A 26,068-nucleotide genomic window follows, 5' to 3' on the forward strand; every position below is an offset into this window, starting at 1 on the left:
GTACGCCTCCTTTTCTTATTTTGCAGCGGATAGCTGATGAATGCTGATGCCTGACTACCTACCAACTGACATGCTGATACTGGAGCGACTGGCAGACAACGACCGGAGCGCTTTTGAAGAGCTGTATAACTATTACTTCCCCGAGGTGATCAACTTCTCCATGAAGTACCTCGAAAACAGGCAGGCAGCAGAAGATATTACCATTGAAACATTTGTAAAGCTCTGGAACAAACGGAGCACTATTGCCCCCGGTTCCAATGTACGCGGGCTTTTATTCACCATTGCTAGGAATGCCTGCCTGAATCACCTGCGGGATGAAGCACGACTGCAACGCCGCCACCAGGAACTGGCCTTGCTGGAAACAACACCAGCTCCTTCAGGGGACGTTACCACCATCAGAACAGAGATTTACAACCGGCTTTACCAGGAGATAGCTTTGCTGCCGGGTAAGATGCCACAGATCATGCAACTGAGCCTTAAAGGGCTTAAAAACACCGAAATCGCGGAACAGACAGGCATTGCTGAAAAGACCGTCCGAAATCTGAAAACGGAAGCTATCAAGCAGCTCCGTACCAAATTATTGAAGCAGGAGTTACTGTATTTGCTCATTCTCCTGGCGCGTTAAAAAAAAGTTGAATTTTTTCCGGGACAATTACCAACTGGCGGTGTTTATAGCATAGAGCCGCGTAAAATGCCGTCGATGCAATTGAAGAACGATGAAATAGTCACATTAATTTTAAAATACCTGTCAGGTGAACTCACTGCTGAAGAACAGCAGCAGCTGCAGCTTTGGGCTGGTGCCAGCGAAGCTAACCAACGCCTGCTGGCCGAATTCTCCGATGAGGAGCAGGTAAAAACGGAGCTGCTGCGCATCCTCGACGCCAGAAACAGCATCTGGGAACAGGTGCAGGCGCAAACCACCACCCCGGTGAAACAAATCAGTTATGCCAGGAAATATTGGTATGCTGCGGCCGTAGCAGGACTACTGATCGCCGGTGGTTTCGGGTATTACCGCTACCAGCAGCCGGAGGTTACGGTAACAGCTCCCTACCAAACCGGCAAGCTGACAGCCGATATCCCCTCCCCTGCAGGAACACAGGCCTATATTACTCTCAGCAATGGTAAACGTGTTTATATTGACAGCATACAAACAGGTACCGGCATCGGTACCGGCAAAAAACTGGGCGACGACAGCATCGTATACCAGGATAACCACACCAAACAACCAGAGCCAGCCACCATCACGGTTCCCAGAGGTAGCCGCCCCTTACGGGTTACCCTGCCGGATGGGTCCGGCCTTACCGTTAACGTAGCCACCACCGTTACGTTTATGGTGCCCTTTACCAACAACGAAAGGCTCGTCAACATCAGCGGCGAAGCCTATTTTGACGTAGTGCCCTCCACCAGGCCATTTATAGTAAAAACAGCTAAAGGACAGCAGATTACAGTGTTAGGAACAGCATTTAATATCAAATCATATGAAGATGAGTCAACCACAAAAACAACCCTCGTAACAGGGAAAATACAAGTCAGCCAAAATAATTCAGGAACAATGAAAATGCTGACCGCCGGTCAGCAAGCCATCGCCAGTGATAATAAAATTCAGGTACAGGAAGATGCCGACCTCGAGGAAGCACTTGCCTGGCAACATCAGCAATTCCGGTTCAATCACGAGGAGCTGAAGTCTGTATTAAAACAACTGGCCAGATGGTACAATGTTGAGATCGTATATGAAGGTACTATTCCACCAAGGTACTTTACGGTCAGCATCTCGCGCGACAAGAGTCTTGCCACCATCCTCACCCTCATGGAGCTAAATGGGATACGCTTCAGACTGGAGGGGAAAAGACTGATTGTACTGCCATAATTATTAGGGCTGCATGCCCTGTAATAAATACCGGAAGCCATGGGACGGCCTCCGGCAGGATCAGGCATGCACAAAAATTCACATCGTAAACACGGCTCCGGGAAGAAGCCATTATTGTCCACGCCTAAAAACAAATGTATGAATTTCCTCCATTCCCCGGCTCAACGGGGATTCCACCAATGGACTTTCTTAAAGAAGCTATTGATCATGAAAACGACGATGTTATTTCTTTTATCTGTTTGCCTGCAATTGTCCGCCAAAACAAACGGGCAAAATGTGACTATCAGGGCTGATAAGTCATCGCTGGAAAAGGTGCTGCGTACCATCACAAAGCAAACGGGGTATGAGTTCTGGTTCGACAGCCGCCTGCTCGACCATGCCAACCCTGTAAACCTCCATATCAGTGATATGCCGGTGGAAAAGGCGCTGGGATTGTGCTTTATAGGCCAGCCATTCGATTACAGTGTGGTCGACAAAACGATTGTTATCAAAGAAAAGAAGAATATCCTGCCGGCAGTATTGTCTGTAGCCGACCTCGTAGTGCGGGGCCGCATTACGGACGAGAAAGGCCAGCCCCTCCCCGGTGCCAGCGTGGCACTGAAAGGCACCAGCCTAGGTACCGCCGCGGATGTAAACGGGAACTTTTCCCTGAACGTGCCCCAGAAAGGTGGCACGCTGGTCATCACTTTCATGGGTTATGAACCTGCGGAGGTACCCGTGTCGCAATCAGGAAAAATCGACATCATCCTGAAACCGGCCGATAAGAAAATCGATGAGGTGGTAATCGTCGGTTACGGTACACAGAAAAAATCAAACCTTACCAGCGCTGTTAACACCGTTAAAATGGAGGAACTGGCAGGTAACCGCCCCACCAGCACTACCGGTGCCCTCCTGCAAAGCGTGGTGCCCGGGCTGGAAGTAACCTCCACCACCGGCGAACCAGGCGGCGGCTTTAACTTTAATATCAGAGGTACTACCAGTATCAACGGCGGCGGACCACTCATCCTGGTGGACAATATCCCTTTCAGCGCGCCTATGAACATGCTGAACCCCAATGATATTGAAACGGTAACAGTACTGAAAGATGCCGGCTCCGCCGCCATCTACGGCGCCCGCGCTGCCTTCGGGGTCATCCTGATCACAACGAAGAAAGGCAGTAAAAACAATAAAGTACGATTTGACTATAGCAACAACTTCACTTTCTCCACGCCGAGCTCCATTCCTAAAAAAGCCAGTCCGCTGGCGACCGTGCAGGCGTATAAAGACATGGGCTATGCCGCCTACTGGACCGGCCAAAACGTGGACAAGTGGTTGCAGTTCATCCAGGATTACAATGCCGATCCATCCAAATACCCTAATGGCTATACGATGGATGCCGGCATCCGCTACCAGCTGGCACCTGCTGATGTGATTAAGCAGCTGTTTGACAATGCCGGCGTGCAGAAAATGCATGACTTCGCCGTGAGCGGTGGCACGGAAAAAACCGCCTACCGCCTCTCCATCGGAACAGTGCAGGAGGATGGTATCATGACCAGTAGCGCAGATTCCTACCAGCGCTACAACGTAAAATCATACATCAGCTCCGATGTCACCAAATGGCTCACCCTCCAGGGAGATGTGAGTTATTACACCTCTACCAAGTCGGACCCTAACAGCTCCTGGCTCTGGAACATCGCCAGCAACAGCCCCTCCTATACCCCACTCGTGGATACCATGACCATCAACGGCGTGTTGTATCCTACGGGTACACCCAAAAACCTGTTGCTTAACAGTGTGCCCTCCAAAGACAGGTATGATGATATCCGCCTGATGGGAAAAGTAATCGCTAAACCTGTAAAAGGATTAACCATTACCGGTGAATACCTGTTTGAAAATCTCCGCCGGGCTATTACCAGCTATAATAAATCATTTAACTATGCCGACATCAGCGAATTTGTGGTAAAAACTACCGTACCGGCAAATAATGCAGCATTCTATAAATTCAACTCGAATACAGACAGGCGTACGCTCAACATCTATGCGAATTATAACAAATCGTTCAAAAATCACAACTTCACCATTATGGCGGGTTTCAACCAGGACGATCAGTTCCTGGAAAACCTCTGGGCCAACAAAACACAGATGATTTCTGTGGACCTGCCTTCCATTGCTACAGCGATAGGTAACCTCACCGCCAACGATGGCTATGAGGAATGGAGTGTACTCGGATTTTTCGGACGTTTCAACTACGACTATAAAGGGAAATACCTGTTGGAGATTAACGGCCGTACAGACGGGTCTTCGAAATTCCCTGAAAACCACCGCTGGGGCTACTTCCCTTCTGGTTCCGCCGGATGGAGAGTATCAGAAGAGCCTTTCATGCAATCACTGAAACCGATACTGTCCGATTTAAAATTGCGTATATCCCTGGGAGAGGTGGGCAACCAGGATATTAAGCCGTACCGCTTCCTCGATGCGATGCAGCCGTACCTGGCCAGCTGGTTAACCGGTGGCGCAAGGCCCACTACACTTGGCACTCCGGGCCTGGTCAGCCCTAACTTCACCTGGGAAACCGTAAGAACCATTAACTACGGCGTGAACATTGGTTTATATGATAATCGCATTAACCTCACTGCCGACTGGTATAAACGCCAGACGTTAAACATGCTCACCAATGCCATTCAGCTGCCTGCTGTATTAGGTACAGGAGCCCCGCTGCAAAACGCTGCCAACCTGCAATCACAGGGATACGAAATTGCCGTGGAATGGCGGGATAAAGTAGGTGACTTTAACTACTACGTAAATGCTAACCTCTACGACTTCAAATCCAAAATCACCAAATTCGATAACAACAAAGCCGGCTCGCTCAGCACCTACTATGTAGGAAAAGATATGACTGAGCTGTGGGGTTATACTACCGACAGGCTGTATCAGGAAACAGACTTTGAAAACGGCGTCATTAAAGCCGGTATTCCCAAACAGATCCGGAATGGTACCGCCCTGGTTACCCCTAATCCCGGTGATGTGCTGTTTAGAGATTTTGATGGAGACGGGGTGATCACCAACGGGCAAAATACCGTAAGCGCACCCGGCGATCTCTCCGTAATAGGTAATACACGACTGGCGATGCAATACGGCATCAACGGTGGCGTAGGTTATAAGAACTGGAATTTTTCCTTCGCCATTGCCGGCGTAGGTAAGCGCGATCTTTGGATCAGTAACAACCTGACTTTCCCGTACAACTATGAGTTTGGTACTATTTACGATAACCAGCTGGATTACTGGACACCTACTAATACCAACGCGCACTTTGCCCGTATCTATGCAAAAGCTGCCGGTAACTCTGCTATCAACAAGCTGGTACAAACCAGGTATCTCACCAATGCCGCCTATCTCCGCATTAAAAACCTGAGCTTGTCCTATTCCGTGCCGGAAACATTATTGAAACGCATCTCCTTTACCCGGTTACAGGTATTTTTCAGTGGGGAAAACCTCTTTACTTTCAGCAAAATGCCTAAAGGCATGGATCCTACCTCTACAGAGGATAAAGGTTATGGTATTAACTACCCGATTATGCGCATGTTCTCCTTTGGGGTAAATGCTTCTCTTTAATGATTTAAAATGCGTGCAATGAAAAAGAATATATTCCTATTACTGGCTTTGTTTGCAGCCGGCAGTTGTAATAAAGATTATCTCAATAAACTGCCACTGGATCAGTTAACAGAAGCCACTGCCTTTAAAACAGCGGACAACTTCAAAACTTACCTGTGGGGCTGCTACGACGTGCTGCCAGCCTATGGCACAGATGCGCCTTCCGGCGAACTGAACTCCGACAATATGGTAAACGGGTACAACGTTGCCAATAAATCGCCCTATGCATTTCAGCTGAAAATCATTCCTACCAATACCTCCAGCTCCCAGTGGGATTTTACTTTTATCAGAAGGGTGAACGTGATGCTGGATAACATCGACCAGTCGTCGATGAGTCAGGCAGATAAAGACCATTACCGCAGTGTGGGTTATTTTTTCCGGGCTTACCGGTACTATGATTTATTAGCAGCCTATGGCGATATTCCATGGATTGAACATAAAGTTACGGACACTTCTGCCAGCGTACTGTATGGCCCGAGAACCCCCCGCGACGAAGTGGCGAAAAACATACTCGACAACCTGGTATGGGCAGAATCGCACATCAAACCGGATGGCGATGGCGCCAATACGGTGAACGTACATGTAGTGCGTGCGCTGCTTTCGCGCTTTGGTTTATTTGAAGGCACCTGGCGTAAATACCATAATCTGGCCGGTGCTGATGCCTACCTGAATGCCTGCAAAACCTATTCTGAAAAACTGCTTACTTCCTTCCCGGCGGTGATGAGCAGTTACGATGATGTGTTTAATTCCGAAGACCTGACAGGCAAGGCCGGCATCATCCTGGCAAGGCAATACATCACGGGGCAAACAGGACATAACGCTACGCGCTTTGTCCGTACTTCCTCCTGGGGTACTGACCTGTCGAAAGACGCGGTGGAAAGCTACCTCTGTACCGATGGCCGCCCGGTAAGCACTACCACTACCGGCTACAGCGATTCAACCATGAATGCCGAATTCAGGAAAAGAGACCGCAGGTTGTATTTCACGGTACTGCCTCCATATAGAGTAATCGCCTCCGGGCAGGTAACTTCGTTTACCCGTACCAGTGTGCCTTCCGATTATGAGTACATCGATTTTATGGCTACCCTTCCAGGTAACGATGTCAATAGAAAAAGGCTGCCGGTGGTGAACTGGGCAGGCTATTACCTGTACAGGGCCCCGCATTTCCTGAACGATAAAACTACCGGCTCACAGGGCTTTATGAACACCGCTACCGGGTATTATTACTATAAACCCTATAACACTTTTACGGACGTAAGTACTACCGGTGTAGCCACTACCGACTTCCCTGTATTCAGGATTGAAGAAGTGATGCTCAACTACGCAGAGGTGATGTGGGAGCTGGGTGCATTCAGCCAGGGCATTGCGGATATCACCATCAATAAACTGCGCCCCAGAGCGGGATTGCCGGCAATGACCGTAGCCAGTATTGATGCGGCGTTCGATAGTAAAAGAGATCCGGGTGTGAACCCCGTGTTATGGGAAATCAGAAGAGAACGCCGGGTAGAGCTGATGGGCGATGGCTTCCGTTTCAATGACCTGAAACGCTGGAAAAAGGGAGAATATTTTAACAAGCAGCTACTCGGTGCAAAGGTGAAAGTGAGCGACTATGGCGCCGGCACACCGATTACACTGAACAGCAACGGGTATGTTGTATTTTACCCCGTACCTACCGGCTGGCTCGACAAATATTATAACGAACCTGTACCGCTGGAAGAAATTCAGTTGAATAACAATCTCGCACAAACGACGGGTTGGAATTAACAAAAAAGGACGCCGCACGGCGTCCTTTTTTGTTTCCGGATTAAATAGCATCCGATAAGGAAGTAAAAGTAAAGTCGCGTATTTTCATCGGAGGAATCATTGCTTCCTGGTTACTTTCGCCACTGATGGTACGTTCGGAGATGCCCAGTTCTTCTAGGTTGTTGAGCATAATGATCGGACTTTCGTTAAAGCGGAAGTTTTTAACCGGGTATTTGATTTCACCGTTTTCGATGTAGAAGGTTCCGTCGCGGGTTAGGCCGGTATATAGCAACGTTTGCGGGTCTACTTCGCGGATGTACCAGAGGCGGGTTACGAGGATGCCCTTTTCGGTTTCTTTGATCAGCTCATCCAGCGTTTTTGTACCACCCAGCATGATAGCGCCATCAGGGCCGGGCACAGGTTTGGCTTTTTGTTTTTCGGCCCAATACCTGGAATAAAACACATTTTTCATCACGCCTTTTTCTATCCAGGTAATTTTTTCCATGGGTCTGCCATCATTACTGTAGGGAGATGTAGGTAATTCCGGATGCCAGGGGTCCGAGTAAATGGTCACCCGTTCGTCCACCAGTTTTTCCCCTACTTTGGTTTTACCTCCCGGCTTGCTGAGGAAGCTGCGGCCTTCATCGGCACTGCGGGCGTCCATGTTATAGAACATGTTTTCCAGCAATACGATGCCTGCCGCAGGTTCAAGTATCACCGTGTATTTGCCGGGTTCCAGGGCTTTGGCGCCTTTAGAGCCCAGGGCTTTCTTAGCGGCAATGGTGGTGCCGGCACCTGTATCTAATTTACGAATGTCGTTTACGCCTTTGGAAATATAGCCGGAACCGGTACCGTCTTCACTGCGCAGGGTGGCTGTGAATCGTACGTTGGTGCTGGTATGGTAGGCAAACAGTCCTTTGGAGTTCATCATCGCGCTGAAAGCGGCGGTGTTTTCCAGGAAGCCTGCGGCTACCAGGCCGTTTTTGCGGGCTACGTCCAGCGAAGCAGCTACCATATCCGCACGCTTTTTAGGGTCCATCGCGGCGGTTGCTTCCACATAGGAAGGTGTTTCAGGGCCATACTGCTGTGGCTCCAGGAAAGGCATGAATTCAGGGTTTTCCGGGGCCAGCTTTGCCAGCTCCTCGGAGCGCCTTACCACTTTTTCCAGCGAGGCATCATCATATTCATTGATGGTGGCTACGCCGAGGCGTTTGCCAAAGGCCGATGATACAACCAGCTGGCTCAGGGTATTACCACCACTGGTAGATACCGCATTGCGGGCATAGCGCACATTACCGCTATTGCTGCCGAATATGTTTACTTCGCATTGATCAGCTTTTGAAAAAGCAAGTACTTTTTTCAGTAACTGTTGCGCATCTTCTTTTGTAAGGATAGGCATAGTTAAATTTTTCTTGCTGTGTTAATAACGTTTACTCCATTAAAACGGGAAGTGGTGGAACCGTGACTCACGGCGCTCACCTGCTCCGGCTGTCCCTTACCATCGAAGAAGGAGCCGCCGAGGCGGTAATCCCTTTCGTCGGCAATGGCTTTGCAGGAATTCCAGAACTCCTGTGTATTGCTCTGGTAGGCTACATCTTTGAGCATGCCTACGATTTCGCCGTTTTTAATTTCGTAAAATAACTGACCGCCAAACTGGAAGTTGTAGCGTTGCTGATCAATGGAGAAGGAGCCATCTCCTGCGATGAAGATGCCGCGTTCTACGTTTTTAATGATGTCCTGCGGCGACAGGCGTTGCCTGCCCGGCTGCAGACTTACGTTAGGCATACGCTGGAACTGTACATCGCTCCAGCTCTGGGAGTAGCAGCATCCCTGTGAGTGATCAAGGCCGATCACATGTGCCTGGTCGCGGATGGCCTGGTAGTTTACCAGCTTACCATCCCTGATAATATCCCACTCCTGCGTAGGCACGCCTTCATCGTCGTAGCCTACCGCACCGAGGGAACCGGGTTGTTTCTTATCTGCCTTGATGTTGACAATAGGGCTGCCGAAATTAAAGTTCTTCGACTCCCACTTATCCAGCGTAAGGAAGCTGGTGCCGGCGAAGTTGGCTTCGTAGCCCAGTACTCTGTCCAGCTCGGTAGGATGCCCAACTGATTCGTGGATGGTGAGCCAGAGGTGCGACGGGTCCAGTACCAGGTCGTATTTGCCCGGCTCCACAGATTTTGCTTTCATTTTCTGTGCCAGCTGTGCGGCGCCCTGGCGGGCATCTTCCAGCATGTCGTAACGGTTACGGTACAACGTAGTTACGCCATGAATTTTTTCCGCTTCATTGGGCATGAGGTATTCATAGCCCATACCGCGTGGGGCGCTGAGTGCTGCGCGTCGTTCGAACTTACCAGTGGCACTGTCGATTTTGGTGATGTCGAACGTAGGCCAGATGCGGTGGATGTCCTGATCGATGTAAGAGCCGTCGGAGCTGGCGAAATACTTCTGCTCATTTACCAGGAAGAGGTAAGAGCCGATGTAGTTGGCGCCACCTTTCAGTGCAGCATCGTTGACAGACAACAGCAGGTCAGCTTTTTCTTTGATAGGTACGTCAAAGGCGTTGCGTTGGATCGGTGCTTTCCAGCTTACCTCTCCTACTCCTTTCTGCGGAGCCAGTTCTACCGGGGTGGTGATCAAACGGGAGTTTTCTTTAGCGATAGCAACGGCCAGTGCGGCGGTGCGGGCGATGCTGTCAGGGGTCAGGTCGTCGGTACTGGCAAAGCCCCAGCAACCGTTGGCCAGTACGCGGATGCCAATACCGAAGGATTCTGTGTTCACAACATTCTGCACTTTGTCTTCCCGGGTGATAACAAACTGATTGAGGTAACGACCGATGCGTACGTCCGTATAGGTGGCTCCTTTACTCCTGGCGGCGTCCAGTGCGATGTCGGCCATAACTTTCTTTTTGGCCACGTCTACTGTATGCCACGGCGTTTCAAGGGGGATCGCTTTACCAAGAACGGGGATCTGTGATAAGATCCCCGCTCCGATCCCCATGCCGGTGAGATGTAGAAAATCTCTTCTTTTCATGGGTTAAGTTTTATGTGAATGACGAATTGTTAAACTGCATCCGAAAGGGAAGTAAAGGTAAAGTCGCGCACCTTCATAGGTGGGATCATATAACTTCTGTAGGATTCGATACTCACGCTACGCTCCGTTTTGCCGAGTGCCTCCACATTATTCAGCATAATCACCGGGCTCTCGTTAAACCGAAGGTTTTTTACCGGATATTTAATTTCACCATTTTCGATATAGAAAGTTCCGTCGCGGGTAAGGCCGGTGAGCAGCAGCGTTTGTGCATCTACCATGCGGATATACCAGAGGCGGGAAACGAGGATACCTTTTTCTGTGGATTTAATCAGCTCTTCCAGCGAAGCTGAACCACCTTCCATGATAATATTGGAAGGCATCGGTACCGGCTGTACGCCTTTTTTCTGTGCCCAGAATGGCGAGTAGGCAAGGTTTTTCACGACGCCTTTATCAATCCAGGTAGTTTTTTCCAGTGGTAAACCATCTCTGTTCCAGGTAGCACCTGGTAGTTCCGGGTAGAAAGGATCGGAATAGATGGTTACTTTTTCGTCCATCAGTTGCTCCCCGATGCGGTTGCCGCCACCGGGTTTGCTCATGAAGCTGCGGCCTTCGTCCGCATTACGTGCGTCCAGGCCACGGAACATATTTTCCAGCATATACGTGGCGGCAATCGGCTCGAGGATAACGGTGTATTTTCCCGGCTCGATGGCTTTGGCTTCCGCGCTGCTGTTGGCTTTCATGGCGGCTATGCGGGTAGCTTCGTGGGTATCCAGTTTACGGAAATCGTTGAAGCCCCTGCCGGCAAAGCCGGAACCAGTACCGGCGCTGTTGCGTGTAGTGATGGTAAACACTACGTTGGTATCGGTATCGTAGGCAAACAGGCCTTTGGAGTTCATGATGGCGTTGAAGCCGGTCGTATTTTCGATGAAGCCGGCTGCTTCCAGCTTCGCTTCTTTTGCTACGTTGATACTTTTTGCCACGGCTTCGGCGCGGTCGTCCGGTGTCATATTCGCGGTGGCGTCCACATAACCGGGGGCATCTTTAAACTCAGCGGGGCCGCGGAGCGGCATGTATTCCGGGTTTTCCGGCGCCAGCTTTGCCAGCTCTTCGGCACGGGCTACCACGCGTTTGAGGGCCTCATCTGTAAACTCGTTGATGGTGGCGGTGCCGGAGCGCTTGCCGAAACTGGATGTTACGCTGAGCGTAAGGGTGCTGATATCGCCGGCAGTGCTGATGGCGTTGCGGGCGTAGCGGATGTTACCGCCTTCAGTGCCGCGCAGACTCACCTCACATTCGTCGGCCTTGGAGAAAGACAGTACTTTCTGCAGGAGGGCTTTGGTTGCTTCTTTATTTAAAATTGCCATTGTTGTCGTTTAGATTTTGCGGGCAGTATTAATCACGTTTACACCATTAAAGCGGGTAGTGGAGCTACCATGCGATACCGCATTGGATTGTCCGGGCTGGCCTTTACCATCGTTGAAGGCGCCGCCCAGGCGGTAGTCGCTTTTATCCGCGATGGCGGTACAGCTGTTCCAGAACTCGCGGGTGTTTGCCTGGTAGGCCACATCTTTGAGCATGCCGGTGATCTGACCGTTTTTCACTTCGTAGAAGGTTTGTCCGCCAAACTGGAAGTTGTAACGTTGCTGATCAATACTGAATGATCCATCCCCGATGATGTAGATACCTTTCTCTACATTTTTAATCATCTCGTTTACGCTCAGCGGCGTTTTGCCTGGCTGTAAGGATACGTTAGGCATACGCTGGAACTGCACGTCCGCCCAGCTTTGGGCGTAGCAGCAGCCCTGCGAGTGATCAAGACCGATGATGTGTGCCTGATCGCGGATGGCCTGGTAGTTTACGAGGATACCATCTTTGATGAGGTCCCACTGTCCGCATTTCACTCCTTCATCATCGTAGCCTACGGCGCCGAGGGAGCCGGGTTGCAGTTTATCTGCCACCACGTTTACGATTTTGCTGCCGAAGTTAAAATTGCCGGATTTCCATTTATCCAGTGTAAGGAAGCTGGTACCGGCGTAGTTGGCTTCGTAGCCCAGTACACGATCCAGTTCGGTCGGATGCGCTACGGATTCGTGGATGGTGAGCCAGAGGTGAGACGGGTCCAGAATCAGGTCGTACTTACCGGGTTGTACGGAAGTGGCTTTCAGTTTCTGTTCTACATCGCGGGTGGCATTCTGTACATCTTCCAGCATATCATAGCGGCCGCGGTAGCGGGTAACGATGCCACTTACCTTATCTTCCGGGCGGGCTTTGAGGTATTCGTACCCCATGCCTACTGGTGAGCTGAGTGATTTGCGTGTTTCAAATTTTCCGCTGGCCCGGTCTATTTTTGTAACCGTGAAGGTCGGGAACAGGCGGTGGATATCCTGATCAATGTAGGAACCGTCCGTAGAGGCAAAATACTTTTGTTCGTTAATCGCCATGATGGCGGAGTTCACGAAGTTGGCACCACCTTTAAGGGCTGCATCGTTGACAGAAAGGAGCAGGTCTACCTTATCTTTCACCGGTACGGTGAAAGTGTTGATTTCGATGGGCGTTTTCCAGTTTACCTCGCCATAGCCTTTTTGCGGTGCGAGCCTTACCGGTTCTGCTTTTACGCGGCTGTTAGCTTTAGCTACGGCTACGGCGCGTTCGGCGGCCTTGGCCACTTCTTCGCGGGTAACGTTGTTGGTAGCGGCAAAGCCCCAGCACCCATTGGCAATAACGCGGATGCCTACACCGAAAGATTCCGTATTGGCGATGTTTTGCACACGGGTTTCGCGTGTCATCACTATCTGGTTGAGATAGCGGCCGATACGTACGTCAGCATAGGTAGCTCCTTTGGCTTTGGCAGCGTTGAGGGCCACATCAGCCAGTTCTTTCTTGATTTTAACGTCGATACCATCATTCAGAAACCGAGATGGATCAACAGGATTACCGAATGCGAACTTCGGCAGAACGAGGGCGCCCAGTCCCATAGCAGAGAGCTGGATAAAGTCTTTACGTTTCAAGAGCAGTTCTGTTGATTTGGTTAGATTTAGATTCGTTGGTCGACAGGCTTGTACATAAGCACACACGGCACACCCGTGTGCTGTTTTCTCATAACTACAAAACCATCCTGATATTATCGGAAGCCTAAGCTAATTTTTTTTTCGTGTAATTTATAACCGTTGGTCACAATTTCTTTTCGAGCCATAAAAAAATACAGGACGCCAGCAGAGGCAGTATCCAGTACCAGTTAATCGGCCCCTTTCCTTTATCCTGGCTGGCTGGCACTACCCCGGCCGGAATTTCTTCTCTTAATTCCGCCCATTCTCCCGGTGCAAAAATATAACCATGATAAGTTTCCGTTCCCCACCTGAACGTATGCCAGCCTGTTTTTGATGGCCACCAGGTGGCGGTATAATGATCTTCCAGCAGCGCATCCTGGGCCAGTGGTAAGCGTACCTGGCCTGCCAGTAGTACACTGTCAGTTTGTTTCCCGGTATTTTTCAGGGAGATGGTAATGTTGTTGTTGATGGTGGCAAAGAAAGGGAGCAATTGCAAGGCTGTTGTTACGCCCGTATTGCCCGCGGCCGCGCTCAGCACGGTTGCCCAATAATGCCCGTATGCCAGGGTGTCGCCCTGCAGCTTCCAGGCAAAGGTATTACTGCTGCCCAGTTGCAGCAGGCGGCCCATACCCTGCGGGGTAATTGTTACCGAAGGCTTACCCAGGCTATCTTTCAGCAGCACCGTTCCCTTCAGCGGCCCATGGGTACTATCTGCCAGGTACACCAGGCCTTTATAAGCAGTGCTGATGGTGGCTTGCAACAGATTTTTCTCCGAAGCGGTAAGGGCTTCAGGGTCGGCCATTACCACATCAAATTGTTCCAGCAGTTTGGTGCTGATGGCATCGAGCGGTACCGGGTTCATATTGTTAAAGCGGGTTACGTATTTGCTGGTGGCAACGCGGCTCCTCATGGCCACCGGCATGCCCTGCGTGGCCAGCCAGTCAGCCAGAAAGCGGTTTTCAAAGCCGGGGCTGCCGGCTATAAACAACACGGATATACGCTTTTCCGGCATCACTTCTACCGGCAACGGATACACGGTGGTGTCTTTATTGCTGATGGCCAGCAGCTGCAACATACCGGACCCTAAAAATGGCGGCACTGTTTGCAGGTTCACGGTAGTATCGCTCCCGGCGGCCACCGTAGTGCTGTCGAGGCCAATGCCGGCATACGTTAGGTGGAGGCGTATAGTCGTGTCCGTAGTATTGTGGTATTTCCCCTGGAAACGCATCGGTGCCAGGTACGGCAATGTCTTCTCCCAATACCCACTGGTAAATACGGGTTTACTGGTGGTAGTGGTATCTCTTTTATTTCCGGGAGATGTTGGCGCGGTGGAGCTATGGCGTATACCTAAAGCCACGAGACTCACCACGGCCAGCGTTGTGGCCAGGAGCCGTGCTGCCAGCCAGTGTTTGCTGGCACGCTTATATTCCTGCCACAGCAGTACACCCAGCAGTATTACGCCGGCACCGATGGCGAGGGAGGTCCATTGCTGCATCATTGACTACCGGATTTTTTAAGATTTTTGAAATAGGTTTCTTCCAGTTTGCTTTGCGGCCGTACACCTGGTTGGGGTAAAGTACGGGGTTGCAACAGGTGATACAAACCCTGGCGGGCGATGTTGTAATCCGATGTACCGGCTTTTCCTTCCTGTATCTTTGGCAATGCCTCCATGGAGGCCAGGTATTTTCCGGGTTCGCGTGCAGCAGCCGTGGTCAGCCTGCCCAGGGCCTGGCGGATGAGCTCCGCGACTCTGACATCTGCCGAAGGCAAAATACCCGGATTATCCAGTATAGAAAGGGCTGCCCGCACCACCGCGTCGGGATCATTATAGGCAAAGGCCTGTTTCATGATGGCAGGGCTGATCTTATCCTGCTCACCACTAAGGCGTTTCTCCGGCTTCAGTGGCGTGGTTTTAGTGCCCGTTTTGGCTACAAACGCTCTCGATTTTTGCTGCAAATCCTTGAGCAGGCGCAGGGCTTTGTATTCATACGGCAACGCCTCCTGTGGCTTATATAAGCGCAATTGTAATTCTGCCTTCCACATTTCCGTTAGCGTAGCCTTTAGTTGCTTTTTGATTTCCGGGTCAAAGAAGGTGGCATCTTCCGCATTGTCGTGCTTATGGGCAAACTGGTCCATGAGTGCATCCGCATCCCCGAATGCAGGCTCCTTAGCGTGATCATGGTCATCATGATCGTCATGATCATGTTGCCCTACGCCAATGTTTGTTTCCGACTCCTCGCCCAGGAACTTGCCATAGCGCAGGCGCAGCAGCTTTTGATCGGTACCCAGTTCGTTACTGCGACTATTAAACTTCGCCACGCCCAGGCTGTCCTTATCCCGGATCAGTGCTTCCGTTTCAATAATAATCTGACGCTGACTGCGGAAGTATTCCGGTTTAATGTTGAGGGCGGTAACCATTCCGTCCATGCTGAAAAGCGCCGCGGTATCCGGCATTGTCACGATGAACACATCGGATAACGTTTGCTGGCTTCGACTATCGGTAACGGCTATATGAAAATAAATTTCATCGCCGGGCTTCATGCCCAGGCTGTTTAAGTTCAAAGTTTTGGTGGCAGTGATAGCGTTCGGGCGGGCGGTAAAGGACTGTTCAAAATTAAACTGCTGTTCCCGGAACTTCACGCCTTCGCCGGTGCCGCTGGCAATGGTGGCGGCTATATGGGCGTTTTTGATCGCGTAATCGTCGGTTAGGCGTGCATCAATACGCACCAGCGGTGGGCGGCCAAAATCGATGGTGGTGTTGGGTTGCGGACTGTTTACCTTCACCAGTGGCGGGTGGTCAGGTATCAGTTGTAGCTGGTAGTAGCCGGACAGCAGTGTATCCAGCTGCACCTGGTAAAATCCCGGATGGAGGATGTGTTTGGTTCCGAACCATGAAGTGCTGTCGGTGCCGGGTTTCAGGGCCAGCACCGAGCTGTCGCTGAAGAGCAGATTCACTTTACTTACCGGTGTTTTAGTCATGATTTCCCAGGCTACTGCGGCACTATCTTCTACCAACAAGTTAAAAGCAGCCTGCTTTCGCACCTGCTTACCCGTATAAGCAGGCGGTGTAACAGTAATGGTTGAACGCAGTATACCTGGCAATACCTTCTCCACCTGCATTTTAGCGATGGGCTTATCTGGCCTGAGGTTGCCGGCGCGGGAATAGATGATATAGCTCAGCGCGCCGGCGATGAGCCACATCACCAGGCTATTCCACACCGGTTTATAAAAAGAGAGGGGCAGATTCAGGAGGGCGAGTCGCGCCGAAATCTTTTGTACCTGCAGGGATTCCAGGAGGTTCAACTGTTGCGGATCTTTCAGAAAAAGGCCTGCACTGTCTTCCAGCTCAGGAAACTGCTGATTGAGCCAGGTAGCCATTTCAGTTTTATCGGGGAGATGCAGGAGAAAATTAATCAGGAAGATCCCGAGATAGGCTACGCCGGCGAAGATGCCGGGTTTACCCCAGAGGGCGCAGCCAGTCAGCGCTACCGCCATGGCCTGTATCACGATGGCGGCTATACGCAGTATGATCCAGCGGTTGCGCCAGGCAGTTAATATGTTATATCCCCGCTTTACCATATCCTGTTGATTTAGGGGTTCTTAAAGCGAGGTATCTCTCCAAAGCAAAAACGAGGAAAATCATTATCCAGCAAAGCTGTCTCAGGTCTGTAGTTTCGTTAGCAGGCATAGTGTTATGAGGGGCCGAATGTACCGGCGCCAGTAGTTGTGCGGCATCTACGGCACGCAAATCATGTTGGCCGGCAGCGGGTACCGGCAGGAGTTTTTTCAGCAGTGTTACCGGAAAAACGCCGTCATCTGGCAGCGTGCACCATTCGCGGTTGATACGTGTATACAGCGTATATACGTTATCGTTATAAGTGATTAAAGGATGATGATAGCTGTCAAATAATACAACACTATCGCTCGTGACAGCCGGAATATATTTGAAAATCTTCACCGTTCCCAGGGTGGCATTTGTTTGCAATGCCTTACCGGAAGCATATTTCAGCACTTTCCCATTCGGCGTATCTGGTATCTCCGAATCAGTTAACCAGTATACCCAGTCGTATTTTTCATTTGCCGGACGGGTAGTGGTGATCGTCATTTTTATGCCGGTGTATTGTTGCACTGTTTGCAGCGCATACATCAATGCGGCAGCATCTTGTTTATACTGATCGGTATACACACAGACCCTTAGTGGTTCATTGCCTGTAGCGGATTCAGTTTGTTTGGTGTAATAAGTATAGTGGGCACTGGAATGGCCGGTGATCACCATGTTATCCCCGCCGGTTAATGTATACGTATAGGCGTTCCAGTTATGAGTGCTATCGAAAGCAGTGTATACCTTCCAGTGTATATCCAGGTGCAGTTCCGGGCGGGGGCCATAGAAGCGGCGCTGTTGATTGCCGCTGTAAACATATAGCGGAAAATCAGCCGGCAGCTGTGTTTCCAGGGACCGGAGCAACTGCCAGTAGCTGGCTGTGATGGTATCCCCGGTGGGCAGGTGTTTGACGTTGATGTGAGAAAAGGCAGCATCGAAGCGGCGCAGCTGGCAGCCGGATTCCACGAGTGAGTCGATCTCCGATTTAAAGTGCGGGTAGGCTCCGTCTTCGAGGATGATCCAGCCGCGTTGTTCGCGGGTGAGGGTGCGCTGCCACAAGGGATGTGCTAATAACACCGCCAGCAATAAGATGAACAGGCAGCGCAGTAGCAACAGCAGCCAGTCAGCAATCCGCAGACTACGTGCATGCCTTACCGTGGCAGTTTTCAGCAGTTGAATACTTCCAACTTTCAGTATTCTTCCCGGCTTGCGGTTCCACAGGTGTATCAGCACCGGCGCAATGATGGCGGCACTTAACAACATCCATATGGGTTGAAGTAGTTGCAGCAAGGCTATCGTCGTATTTTACTGTAATGGAGGAGGAAGTCGCGCAGCGCCATATCCATGGGCGCCTGCAGGCTTAACATCCTGTAATGAATATTATTTTCCATCAGGTGGCGGTGAATATTTACCGTAAACGCCTGCCAGGCCTGTGTATACTGCGTGGCATCCACGTTACCGTCCAGCTGCAGCACCTCTCCTGTTTCCAGGTCTTCCACGGCCTGGTAGCCGCTGAAGCGGGCACTTTGCTCCTGCTGCCCTGTAAGATGAAATGCGATCACCTCATGGCCCATGGCGGCAAAGGCATCGAGCAGTCGCATAACTTCGGCGTTGTGCTCATAGAAGTCAGTGATAAACACCATTAGTCTTCGTTTATGCGGCCCCGTAGTGAAGCTGGTGATATTGGCCTGCTCCGGTAGTCTGCCACCGGCGTGGAGTTGTTCCAGCTGGTAGTAGAAGCGGGCCATGTGCCGGGCTTCGCGGCGGGCGGCCAGGGTGGTGATATCTCCGTTGCTGATGGCGCTTAACGCCGTGGCATCGCCTTGCAGATGGGTTAAATAACCGAGCGATGCCGCCAGGTAGCGGGCATAATCGATTTTCGAAATGCCTTCCTCTGTGTGCAGCATGGAGTTACTGGCATCTATCACCACCTGGATGTCGATACTGGTTTCTATTTCCGACTGGCGTACATAGTAACGGTCGGACCGGGCGTACATTTTCCAGTCGAGCCATCGCAGGTCGTCACTCGGCTGATAGCTGCGGTACTGGCTGAACTCCAGCCCCACTCCTTTCATCCTGCTGGCATGCATGCCGGTCAGGAAACCGTCTACCACTGTTCTGGCAGCCAGTTGCAGGTCCCTGATGGCAAGGATGGTAGCGGGTGATAGCAGTTTACTCATGTGATCAGGCTATGCTGGTGGCGGTTCTGGTAATATTTTTAAGTAAGATGTTAGTGACATCATCCGGCTGTACTCCTTCGGCTTCCGCTTTAAAGCTCATGAGCACGCGGTGTCGCAGTACGGGAAGGGCCATGGTGCGTATATCCTCCATGTTTACCGCAAAGCGTCCGTTGAGCAGTGCAAAGGCTTTAGCGGTGAGTATGAGTGCCTGACCGGCTCGTGGCCCGGCGCCCCAGCGTACCAGCTCCTTCACCGCCTCTATGGTGGTGGTGAGCGGGCGGGTAGCGCGTACCAGCCGGCTTACATAGCCGATCAGTTCCGGATCGATGGCTACTTCTCTTACCAGTTGCTGCAACTGAATAATGTCGGTAGCGTTGAGGACAGGCTGGATATTAGCTTTGCCTGTGCCGGTGGTGCCGGCGAGGATAGCCGTTTCTTCCTGTTCGCCGGGGTATCCGATGCGGATATACAGCAGAAAGCGGTCCAGCTGGGCCTCCGGCAGCGGATACGTACCGGATTGCTCGATTGGGTTTTGTGTGGCTAATATAAAGAAGGGCCTGTCCAGCGGATAGGTTTGCCCTGCGTAGGTGACTTCAAACTCCTGCATGGCTTCTAGCAGGGCCGACTGTGTTTTGGGAGGCGTACGGTTGATTTCATCTGCCAGGATGATATTGGCGAAGAGCGGGCCTTTATTAAACTTAAAGAAGCGCTTGCCGGTGGCATGATCTTCTTCCAGCACTTCCGTGCCGATGATATCGGTGGGCATGAGGTCCGGCGTAAATTGTATGCGGCGGAAAGGCAGGTCCAGTGCCTGTGCCAGCGTACGTACCAGCAGTGTTTTGGCAAGTCCCGGCACACCTTCGAGCAGGCAGTGGCCTCCGGCCAGCATGGCAACCAGTACTTCGTCGAGCACCGTTTCCTGTCCAACTATTACCTTTTTTATTTCCTGGCGGAGCACAGGAAGCTTTTGCAGCAGTTGTTGCAACATATTCTCATTAAGCATCATACCATCGTTTAGCGAAGAAAATGGTTGTGTGTAGGTACTAATGTAATAACAATCACCTTAAATTAATAACCGGTCATCAAGAAAATGAACCGTTATGCTGGAAGAATAATTTTTTTCTCCCACAAAAAATGCATTTTGTATTATTACGCAAACGGCACTCATGAAGGGAAATACATTCACATTTGTAAGGCTACGGTATAAATCGGGCGATTGGGATACGGATCAGCGCATGCCATCCAACTTGCTCAATTCGCTGATTGAATACACTACTATTCCCGTAGCCATGCAGGAAAAAGTGATAGACCTCGGCAGTCCGGAACTCTTTCAATATCCATTTTGTTACCTCAGCGGGCATAAGCTGGTGCAGTTCGACAAGCAGGAGGCGGCGAATTTCAGGCAATATGTCCAGAATGGCGGGTTTGTATTTGTGGACGACTGCAACCACGACATCGACGGGCTGTTTGCCCGTTCGTTTGAAAAGCAGATGGTGAGCCTGTTTGGCCCGGCAGCTTTACAGAAGATTCCGAATACGCATCCCCTGTACCGCAGTTTCTTTTCTTTTGAAAATGGACCTCCTAACACTTCTTTTGAACTCAATGGCTGGGGGGACGACCTCATACATGAATACCTCAAAGCGATTAGCGTGAATGGCAGAATCGGGGTTTTATACAGCAATAAGGACTATGGGTGTGAGTGGGATTATGATTTCAGGAATAAGCGTTTTTTGGCGGAGGATAATACGAAGTTTGGGGTGAATATTATCGTGTATGCGTTACAGTGAGGGGTTTGTTTCTCGCAAAGGGTTTGTTTTGTTTGGGCGCCTTCGGCGCCGGGAGAGCGATCTTTTTTGCTCGCAAAGCAGCATAAGCAGGTAAGCAGCTAAGGATTTTGTTTTGTTTTTTTTGAGAGGTGTTTGTCCAGGCCGGCGGCCTGGACAAACACCTCTTTGTATTATAAGGGCCTGCGGCCCTTATAATACAAAGAGGTGAAGATTATTTTACGCCAAATTTATAAATCGTCGTTTGGGTGTAGGTTTCCCCTGGTTTCAGGATCACATTCGGGAAGGATGCTTCATTAGGCGAGTTGGGGAAATGCTGTGCTTCCAGGCAGAGCGCCGCATGCTGCGGATATTTCCTGCCCTGAGCGGTGTATTGCAGCGTACCATCCAGGAAGTTACCGGAATAGAACTGCATGCCGGGCTCGGTGGTAGCTACTTCCATGTACCTGCCGGAAGTTGGATCGTAAAGGGTAGCGATGGTTTCGAGCTGACCCGCATTCTTATCGAGTACCCAGTTATGATCGAAGCCACCTTTTACGGCGGCAATATCCTTTCCAATTTTCTTAGGCGCGATAAAATCCATTGGCGTGCCTTTCACCTCTGCCAGCTTGCCGGTAGGGATGAGTTTATCATTTACCGGGGTGTATTTGGATGCCTTGAGGGACAGCTCATGGTTCAGGATGGTGCTGTCTTTCCCGGCGGAAAGGTTAAAGTAAGCGTGATTGGTGAGGTTCACCGGCGTTGCTTTGTCGGTAGTAGCTTTGTAGTCAATGCGCAGTGCATTGTCGGGCGTGAGGGTATACACCACCGTGGCGGTGAGATTGCCAGGGTAGCCTTCTTCTCCGTCTTTACTGCTGTAGGTCAGCTGCAGTGCGCTGTCGCCCTGCTGGGTGCCGGTCCATACCACTTTATCGAAGCCTTTCAAGCCACCGTGCAGCGTGTTGCCGTGGTCGTTAGCTGCGAGGGTATATTCCTTGCCATCGAGGGTAAATTTAGCGTTGGCGATGCGGTTGGCGTAGCGGCCAATCAGTGCGCCGAAATAAGGCTGGCCTTTCTGCTGGTAACCAGCGAGGGAGTCGTACGATAATACCACATTACCGGAAGTACCTTGTTTATCCGGCGTAATGATATCCGTCACGGTACCGCCGTAATTTAATATTTTCACTTCCATTCCGTTGGCATTGCGAAGGGTATACTGCAATACCTCCTGCCCGTCGGATGTCCCGAAAGGGCGTGCCTGTTGTGTTAACGCCATAGTATCTTGTTTAGCTTTTTCTTCCTTGTTGCCGGTTGTATTGTTATTACAGGCTGCCAGCAAGCTACCTGCCATAAAAAGGGTACATAAGGGTTTGTAAGTCAGTTTCATAACGTATTCTGGTTATTAAGTGTAAGAATAACAATTTCTAAATATCGTGATTAAACTTTGAAATGCAAACTGTACTGTCCAGCCCCGTTTGTTAAACAGTTGTTATGCACTTGCGGGTGGGTTCGTTTGCAAATGGCCGTCCATTCGGGATTTTTGCGTATATTTGCAGCTGTATGTTTACCACTTATTCCATATCGGATATTGTTTTGTAAACAATCTGTCGCATTAAAACAGATTGTTACTTCGTTTTTCCCGGATCATTCTTCCCGGGGATAATTTCTGTGTATTTACAATTTTAACCTGCGTACCATGACGAAAGCATGATCATGCCTTCATGTGTATGCCCATACATTAAGAAAATGTGTAACGAAAACAAAACCGATATGACCCGTTATGGTTGGAATAATTCATTACGCCAACTGCAACAGGCATCTATTCATAAAACATTACCCTATGGCCGCGTAACGGTGGTGCACCGCACCTGCTACGATATCATCTCCGAAAACGGATTATTTCAGTGTGAATTAACCGGTAATATGCTGTATGGCAAATCAGCAGCGGAACTGCCGTGTACGGGCGACTGGGTGCTGTTCCAGCCGCTGGACGAAGACAAGGGGATCATTGTGGATATGCTGCCGCGGGAACGGACCCTGTACCGCCGGAAAAGCGGTACGGTAGCTGATAAACAAGCCATTGCCGCGTATGTCGACAAAGCCTTTATTGTACAAAGTCTGGACGATAATTTCAACGTCCGCAGGGCGGAGCGCTTTATGGTGCAGATCCTGGAAGAAAAGATCCAGCCCGTGCTAGTGCTCAACAAAGCCGATCTAGCATTTGACAGTGCCGCTGTTACCGCCGCCATTCAACACCTGCGCCACCAGATGCCGGTATTTTTCACCAGCATACATCAGCCGGAAACACTCCTGGCGCTAAAGGCGTCTATTGCAGCAGGTGAAACAGTGGTATTCACAGGCTCGTCAGGCGTGGGCAAAAGCTCGCTGGTGAACGCACTGTGTGATCAGCAGGCATTACTCACCTCGCATATCAGTGAGTCCACCGGCAAAGGGCGGCATACGTCCACCCGCCGGGAAATGGTACTGATGGAGGGTGCAGGCGTGCTGATTGACACACCCGGCGTCAGGGAGTTTGGCCTCGTGCTGGACAATCCCGATTTGCTGGAACAGGCACTGGAAATTTCCGATTATGCAGCTGCCTGTCGCTTCCGGGACTGCCAGCATATCAACGAGGCCGGATGCGCGGTGATCGCAGCTGTACAGGATGGCAACTTAGACCCGAAAGTTTATGAGAGCTACCTGAAGCTACGCCGCGAAGCCTGGCATTACTCCGCCTCGAAACAGGAGAAAAAGAAATGGGAAAAATCCCTTTCCAGGATGGTAGAAGAGGCAAAGAATATTTCAAAACATTAATGGCCAAAAGGGCGGTATCCTTCATGGATACCGCCTTCTTTGTTAAGCAGATGTTATGCAACAAACGAAGCAGGCAGGGAAGTACTTTTTATTTGATTTATTCATTTAATATTGGGTACGGCTGGTGAAAGCCTTTCCTACTGAAAATTATTGACTATCAAACCTGTTTGATCATGCTCCTTACTACCAGGTTGCTGATGTTCGCAGCTGTCATGCTGCCGGCGCTGACTACTTCGGCACAAACGCCAATACCCTTATACGAAAATGGCAAGGTGCCCAATGCCATCACCGGCAATTCGGATATGGATACCCTACGCGGCAAAAGCTGGTTAACAGGTGCAGACACCACCATCCTGCGGGCAAAAACGATTATGCCCACACTTACCGTATACGCACCGCCACCTGGTAAGGCCAGCGGCATCGCTGTTATTGTTTGCTCCGGTGGCTCCTACCGCAATGTGGCGGACCGGGTAGAAGGCATACCCGCCGCAGAAAAGCTGGCAGCAGCCGGCATCACTGCATTTCTGTTACACTACAGGGTCCCCCGCCCCGACCTGATGGTAAACAAGGAAACAGGCCCTGTGCAAGATGCACAACGGGCAATACAGTATGTACGCGAACATGCGCAACAATATAACATACAGGCGGATAAGGTAGGCATCATGGGCTTTTCAGCCGGAGGCCACCTCGTATCCACAGCAGGCACACATTTCAACAAAACTTATATCGACAATCCCCGTAAAATTAATCTGCGGCCGGATTTCATGGTGCTCGTATACCCGGTTATCAGCTTTACCGACAGCCTGACCCACGAACTATCCCGCCAAAATCTCATTGGACCAGCCATCACTTCTGAAAAAATTACGGAGTACTCCAATGAACTGCAGGTAACTGCCAACACACCGCCAACGTTTATCGTACACGCAGTGGACGATAATATTGTTAAAGTAGGCAACAGCCTCTATTTCGTGGCTGCATTGGAGCAACAGCAGGTACCTGTCAGATTTTTTGTATACACCAAAGGAGGCCATGGCTTCGGCATTAATAATACTACCGCAGGAGCGCAGTGGATAGACCCCTGTATCTCCTGGATCAAAGAAGGCGACTGGCAACCGAAACAGCAAAAAGATTACTCGTCCTCCAGGTAATGCATAACTGTTCGTTTAACCGTATCCGTTGCATCTATGCCCGGACGCTCAATGAAGCGATAGGTAAGGCTACAAACAACCATCAACACTACACTGCATAATGTAACCATCAGCCAGTGTATTTGTGGCGTAAGCGCCTTGCCAATGCACAGATAAAATACCACAAACAGCAATACTCCGTGTATCAGATAAATGCTGTAGGATATCTGGCCCAGCAGGCAGGATGCCTGGTGCGTGAGTATACCAAACAAAGTATTGCCACAGGCAATCGCAATAAAACAAAGGGTAAGGCAAACATAGGGTACCGGCGCAAATACATGCGGGAAAAACAACACCGTAAAACACAACAATAGAAGAATAGCCACAGAGGTTAGCCAATGCGCCGCAATACGCTGCACCTGCGGTTTTCCTGCAATAAATGCCGGAACCATACCACCGGCAAAAACACTCATCCTGGCCAGTGCATTATAGGGATAAAAATATTGAATCACCCAGATAAAAATCAGCAACATCAACCCGGCGAACAGGTATGTAACTGCTGTGGCCTTCAGGCGAAAAAGCAGCCAACCCCAGAAAGGCAGTGAAAAATAAAACAGCCATTCGAAAGCCAGGCTCCACACCACGCCTGCCACTATAAAACGGGTACCACCCATCCGGTTGATGGCAGGCTCCATAAATAATAGCCAGCCTCCTATATGCAGCAGTAAGTCAGGTAACGGCTCCTTTAACATCCACTTCGATAATATCCCTACCATCAGCAGCAGGAGTAACAGCATAAAGCCATAAAGGGGCAGTATCCTTGTTAACCGGGAAACATACAATTTCAGCCAATCCAATCCTTTTTGCTTTGCTGCCATTAATTTAGAAAAGAATAGAAAAGCCGTGATCATGAAAAATAGCGATACGCTGGTAGGCCCGAAGTGACTATATACCTGGGATGGCGGCGCCGTCCACCCTCTCCCCTGTAAGAAAAAATACCAGATCACAGCATGATGGAGAAATACAAAAAATGCAAGATATCCTCGCAAACCGTCAATGGATTTATAGCGGCCTTCCTGCGGAGTGATATGTAACAGCTTACTGACCAGTGTAATCACAACCAGCACCAGTAAAAGGATAGGCACAACAGGGAGCAGACTAACAGGGGACATACGCAAGGTATTAGGGGTAGACGATAAGCCAGCAATATCTGAAAACTGACTGCAGCTGCCCTAACAATTATTCTTCCCTAAAAAGAAG

General features: G+C 50.4%; 18 protein-coding genes. 7 read left to right on the top strand and 11 right to left on the bottom strand.

All coding sequences use genetic code 11. The features are described from left to right. Positions 1–46 precede the first annotated feature (46 nt). The 4 genes from BUB18_RS10460 (at position 47) to BUB18_RS10475 (ending at position 7,261) form a co-directional block, all read left to right on the top strand. Entirely contained in the window at positions 47–625 is a 579-nt protein-coding gene (locus BUB18_RS10460) for an RNA polymerase sigma factor (RefSeq protein WP_178372115.1), read from the top strand. Positions 626–700: 75 nt separating this feature from the next. Next, the gene (locus BUB18_RS10465) at positions 701–1,867 is read left to right on the top strand and encodes a FecR family protein (RefSeq protein ID WP_073080547.1); all 1,167 of its coding nucleotides are present in this window, start codon (positions 701–703) and stop codon (positions 1,865–1,867) included. A 138-nt stretch (positions 1,868–2,005) separates the two neighbouring features. Then, entirely contained in the window at positions 2,006–5,458 is a 3,453-nt protein-coding gene (locus BUB18_RS10470) for a TonB-dependent receptor (RefSeq protein WP_178372116.1), read from the top strand. Positions 5,459–5,476: 18 nt separating this feature from the next. Continuing rightward, a complete protein-coding gene (locus BUB18_RS10475; RefSeq protein WP_073080550.1) occupies positions 5,477–7,261 on the top strand; it encodes a RagB/SusD family nutrient uptake outer membrane protein in 1,785 nt (594 codons plus the stop codon). Positions 7,262–7,301: 40 nt separating this feature from the next. Here the strand turns inward: BUB18_RS10475 and BUB18_RS10480 are convergent, their stop codons facing one another. The 9 genes from BUB18_RS10480 to BUB18_RS10520 form a co-directional block, all read right to left on the bottom strand. After that, positions 7,302–8,639, bottom strand: a complete 1,338-nt coding sequence (locus tag BUB18_RS10480) for a TldD/PmbA family protein (protein WP_073080552.1) — start codon at positions 8,637–8,639, stop codon at positions 7,302–7,304. 2 nt (positions 8,640–8,641) lie between these two features. Further along, positions 8,642–10,276: a TldD/PmbA family protein gene (locus BUB18_RS10485; RefSeq protein ID WP_073080553.1), complete on the bottom strand. Its 1,635-nt coding sequence runs from the start codon at positions 10,274–10,276 to the stop codon at positions 8,642–8,644. Between the two features lie 29 nt (positions 10,277–10,305). Next, a complete protein-coding gene (locus BUB18_RS10490) occupies positions 10,306–11,640 on the bottom strand; it encodes a TldD/PmbA family protein (protein ID WP_073080555.1) in 1,335 nt (444 codons plus the stop codon). Between the two features lie 9 nt (positions 11,641–11,649). Next, positions 11,650–13,284 carry a TldD/PmbA family protein gene (locus BUB18_RS10495; RefSeq protein ID WP_073080557.1) on the bottom strand — a complete coding sequence of 545 codons (1,635 nt, stop codon included), beginning with the start codon at positions 13,282–13,284 and terminating at the stop codon, positions 11,650–11,652. A 163-nt stretch (positions 13,285–13,447) separates the two neighbouring features. Next, positions 13,448–14,821: a hypothetical protein gene (locus tag BUB18_RS10500; protein ID WP_073080559.1), complete on the bottom strand. Its 1,374-nt coding sequence runs from the start codon at positions 14,819–14,821 to the stop codon at positions 13,448–13,450. Then, a complete protein-coding gene (locus BUB18_RS10505) occupies positions 14,818–16,902 on the bottom strand; it encodes a hypothetical protein (RefSeq protein ID WP_073080560.1) in 2,085 nt (694 codons plus the stop codon). Before BUB18_RS10505 ends, BUB18_RS10500 begins: the two co-directional genes overlap by 4 nt. Then, positions 16,883–18,214, bottom strand: a complete 1,332-nt coding sequence (locus BUB18_RS10510; RefSeq protein WP_143159900.1) for a BatA domain-containing protein — start codon at positions 18,212–18,214, stop codon at positions 16,883–16,885. The genes BUB18_RS10505 and BUB18_RS10510 overlap by 20 nt, the downstream gene beginning before the upstream one ends. A gap of 2 nt (positions 18,215–18,216) precedes the next feature. Next, positions 18,217–19,104 (bottom strand): DUF58 domain-containing protein, encoded by an 888-nt coding sequence (locus tag BUB18_RS10515; protein WP_073080564.1) that lies wholly within the window; start codon positions 19,102–19,104, stop codon positions 18,217–18,219. A 4-nt stretch (positions 19,105–19,108) separates the two neighbouring features. Then, positions 19,109–20,110 carry an AAA family ATPase gene (locus BUB18_RS10520; RefSeq protein WP_073080566.1) on the bottom strand — a complete coding sequence of 334 codons (1,002 nt, stop codon included), beginning with the start codon at positions 20,108–20,110 and terminating at the stop codon, positions 19,109–19,111. A 160-nt stretch (positions 20,111–20,270) separates the two neighbouring features. On the opposite strand from BUB18_RS10520, the gene BUB18_RS10525 reads away from it, so the two are divergent. After that, positions 20,271–20,891, top strand: a complete 621-nt coding sequence (locus tag BUB18_RS10525; RefSeq protein WP_073080568.1) for a DUF4159 domain-containing protein — start codon at positions 20,271–20,273, stop codon at positions 20,889–20,891. A 211-nt stretch (positions 20,892–21,102) separates the two neighbouring features. On the opposite strand, the gene BUB18_RS10530 is transcribed toward BUB18_RS10525, so the two are convergent. Then, complete coding sequence (locus tag BUB18_RS10530) at positions 21,103–22,254, bottom strand: aldose epimerase family protein (protein ID WP_073080570.1); 1,152 nt, start codon at positions 22,252–22,254, stop codon at positions 21,103–21,105. Positions 22,255–22,613: 359 nt separating this feature from the next. Here BUB18_RS10530 and rsgA point away from each other — a divergent pair, with 359 nt between their 5' ends. Beyond that, positions 22,614–23,681, top strand: coding sequence for a ribosome small subunit-dependent GTPase A (rsgA, locus tag BUB18_RS10535; RefSeq protein ID WP_073080571.1), 1,068 nt, complete (start codon positions 22,614–22,616; stop codon positions 23,679–23,681). A 173-nt stretch (positions 23,682–23,854) separates the two neighbouring features. After that, positions 23,855–24,829 (top strand): alpha/beta hydrolase, encoded by a 975-nt coding sequence (locus tag BUB18_RS10540; protein ID WP_143159901.1) that lies wholly within the window; start codon positions 23,855–23,857, stop codon positions 24,827–24,829. On the opposite strand, the gene BUB18_RS10545 is transcribed toward BUB18_RS10540, so the two are convergent. Further along, entirely contained in the window at positions 24,811–25,980 is a 1,170-nt protein-coding gene (locus BUB18_RS10545) for an acyltransferase family protein (protein WP_073080573.1), read from the bottom strand. The genes BUB18_RS10540 and BUB18_RS10545 overlap by 19 nt on opposite strands. Between the last annotated feature and the right edge of the window lie 88 nt (positions 25,981–26,068).

Origin of the sequence: Chitinophaga jiangningensis (assembly GCF_900142605.1) — a bacterium.
GTDB lineage: Bacteria > Bacteroidota > Bacteroidia > Chitinophagales > Chitinophagaceae > Chitinophaga > Chitinophaga jiangningensis.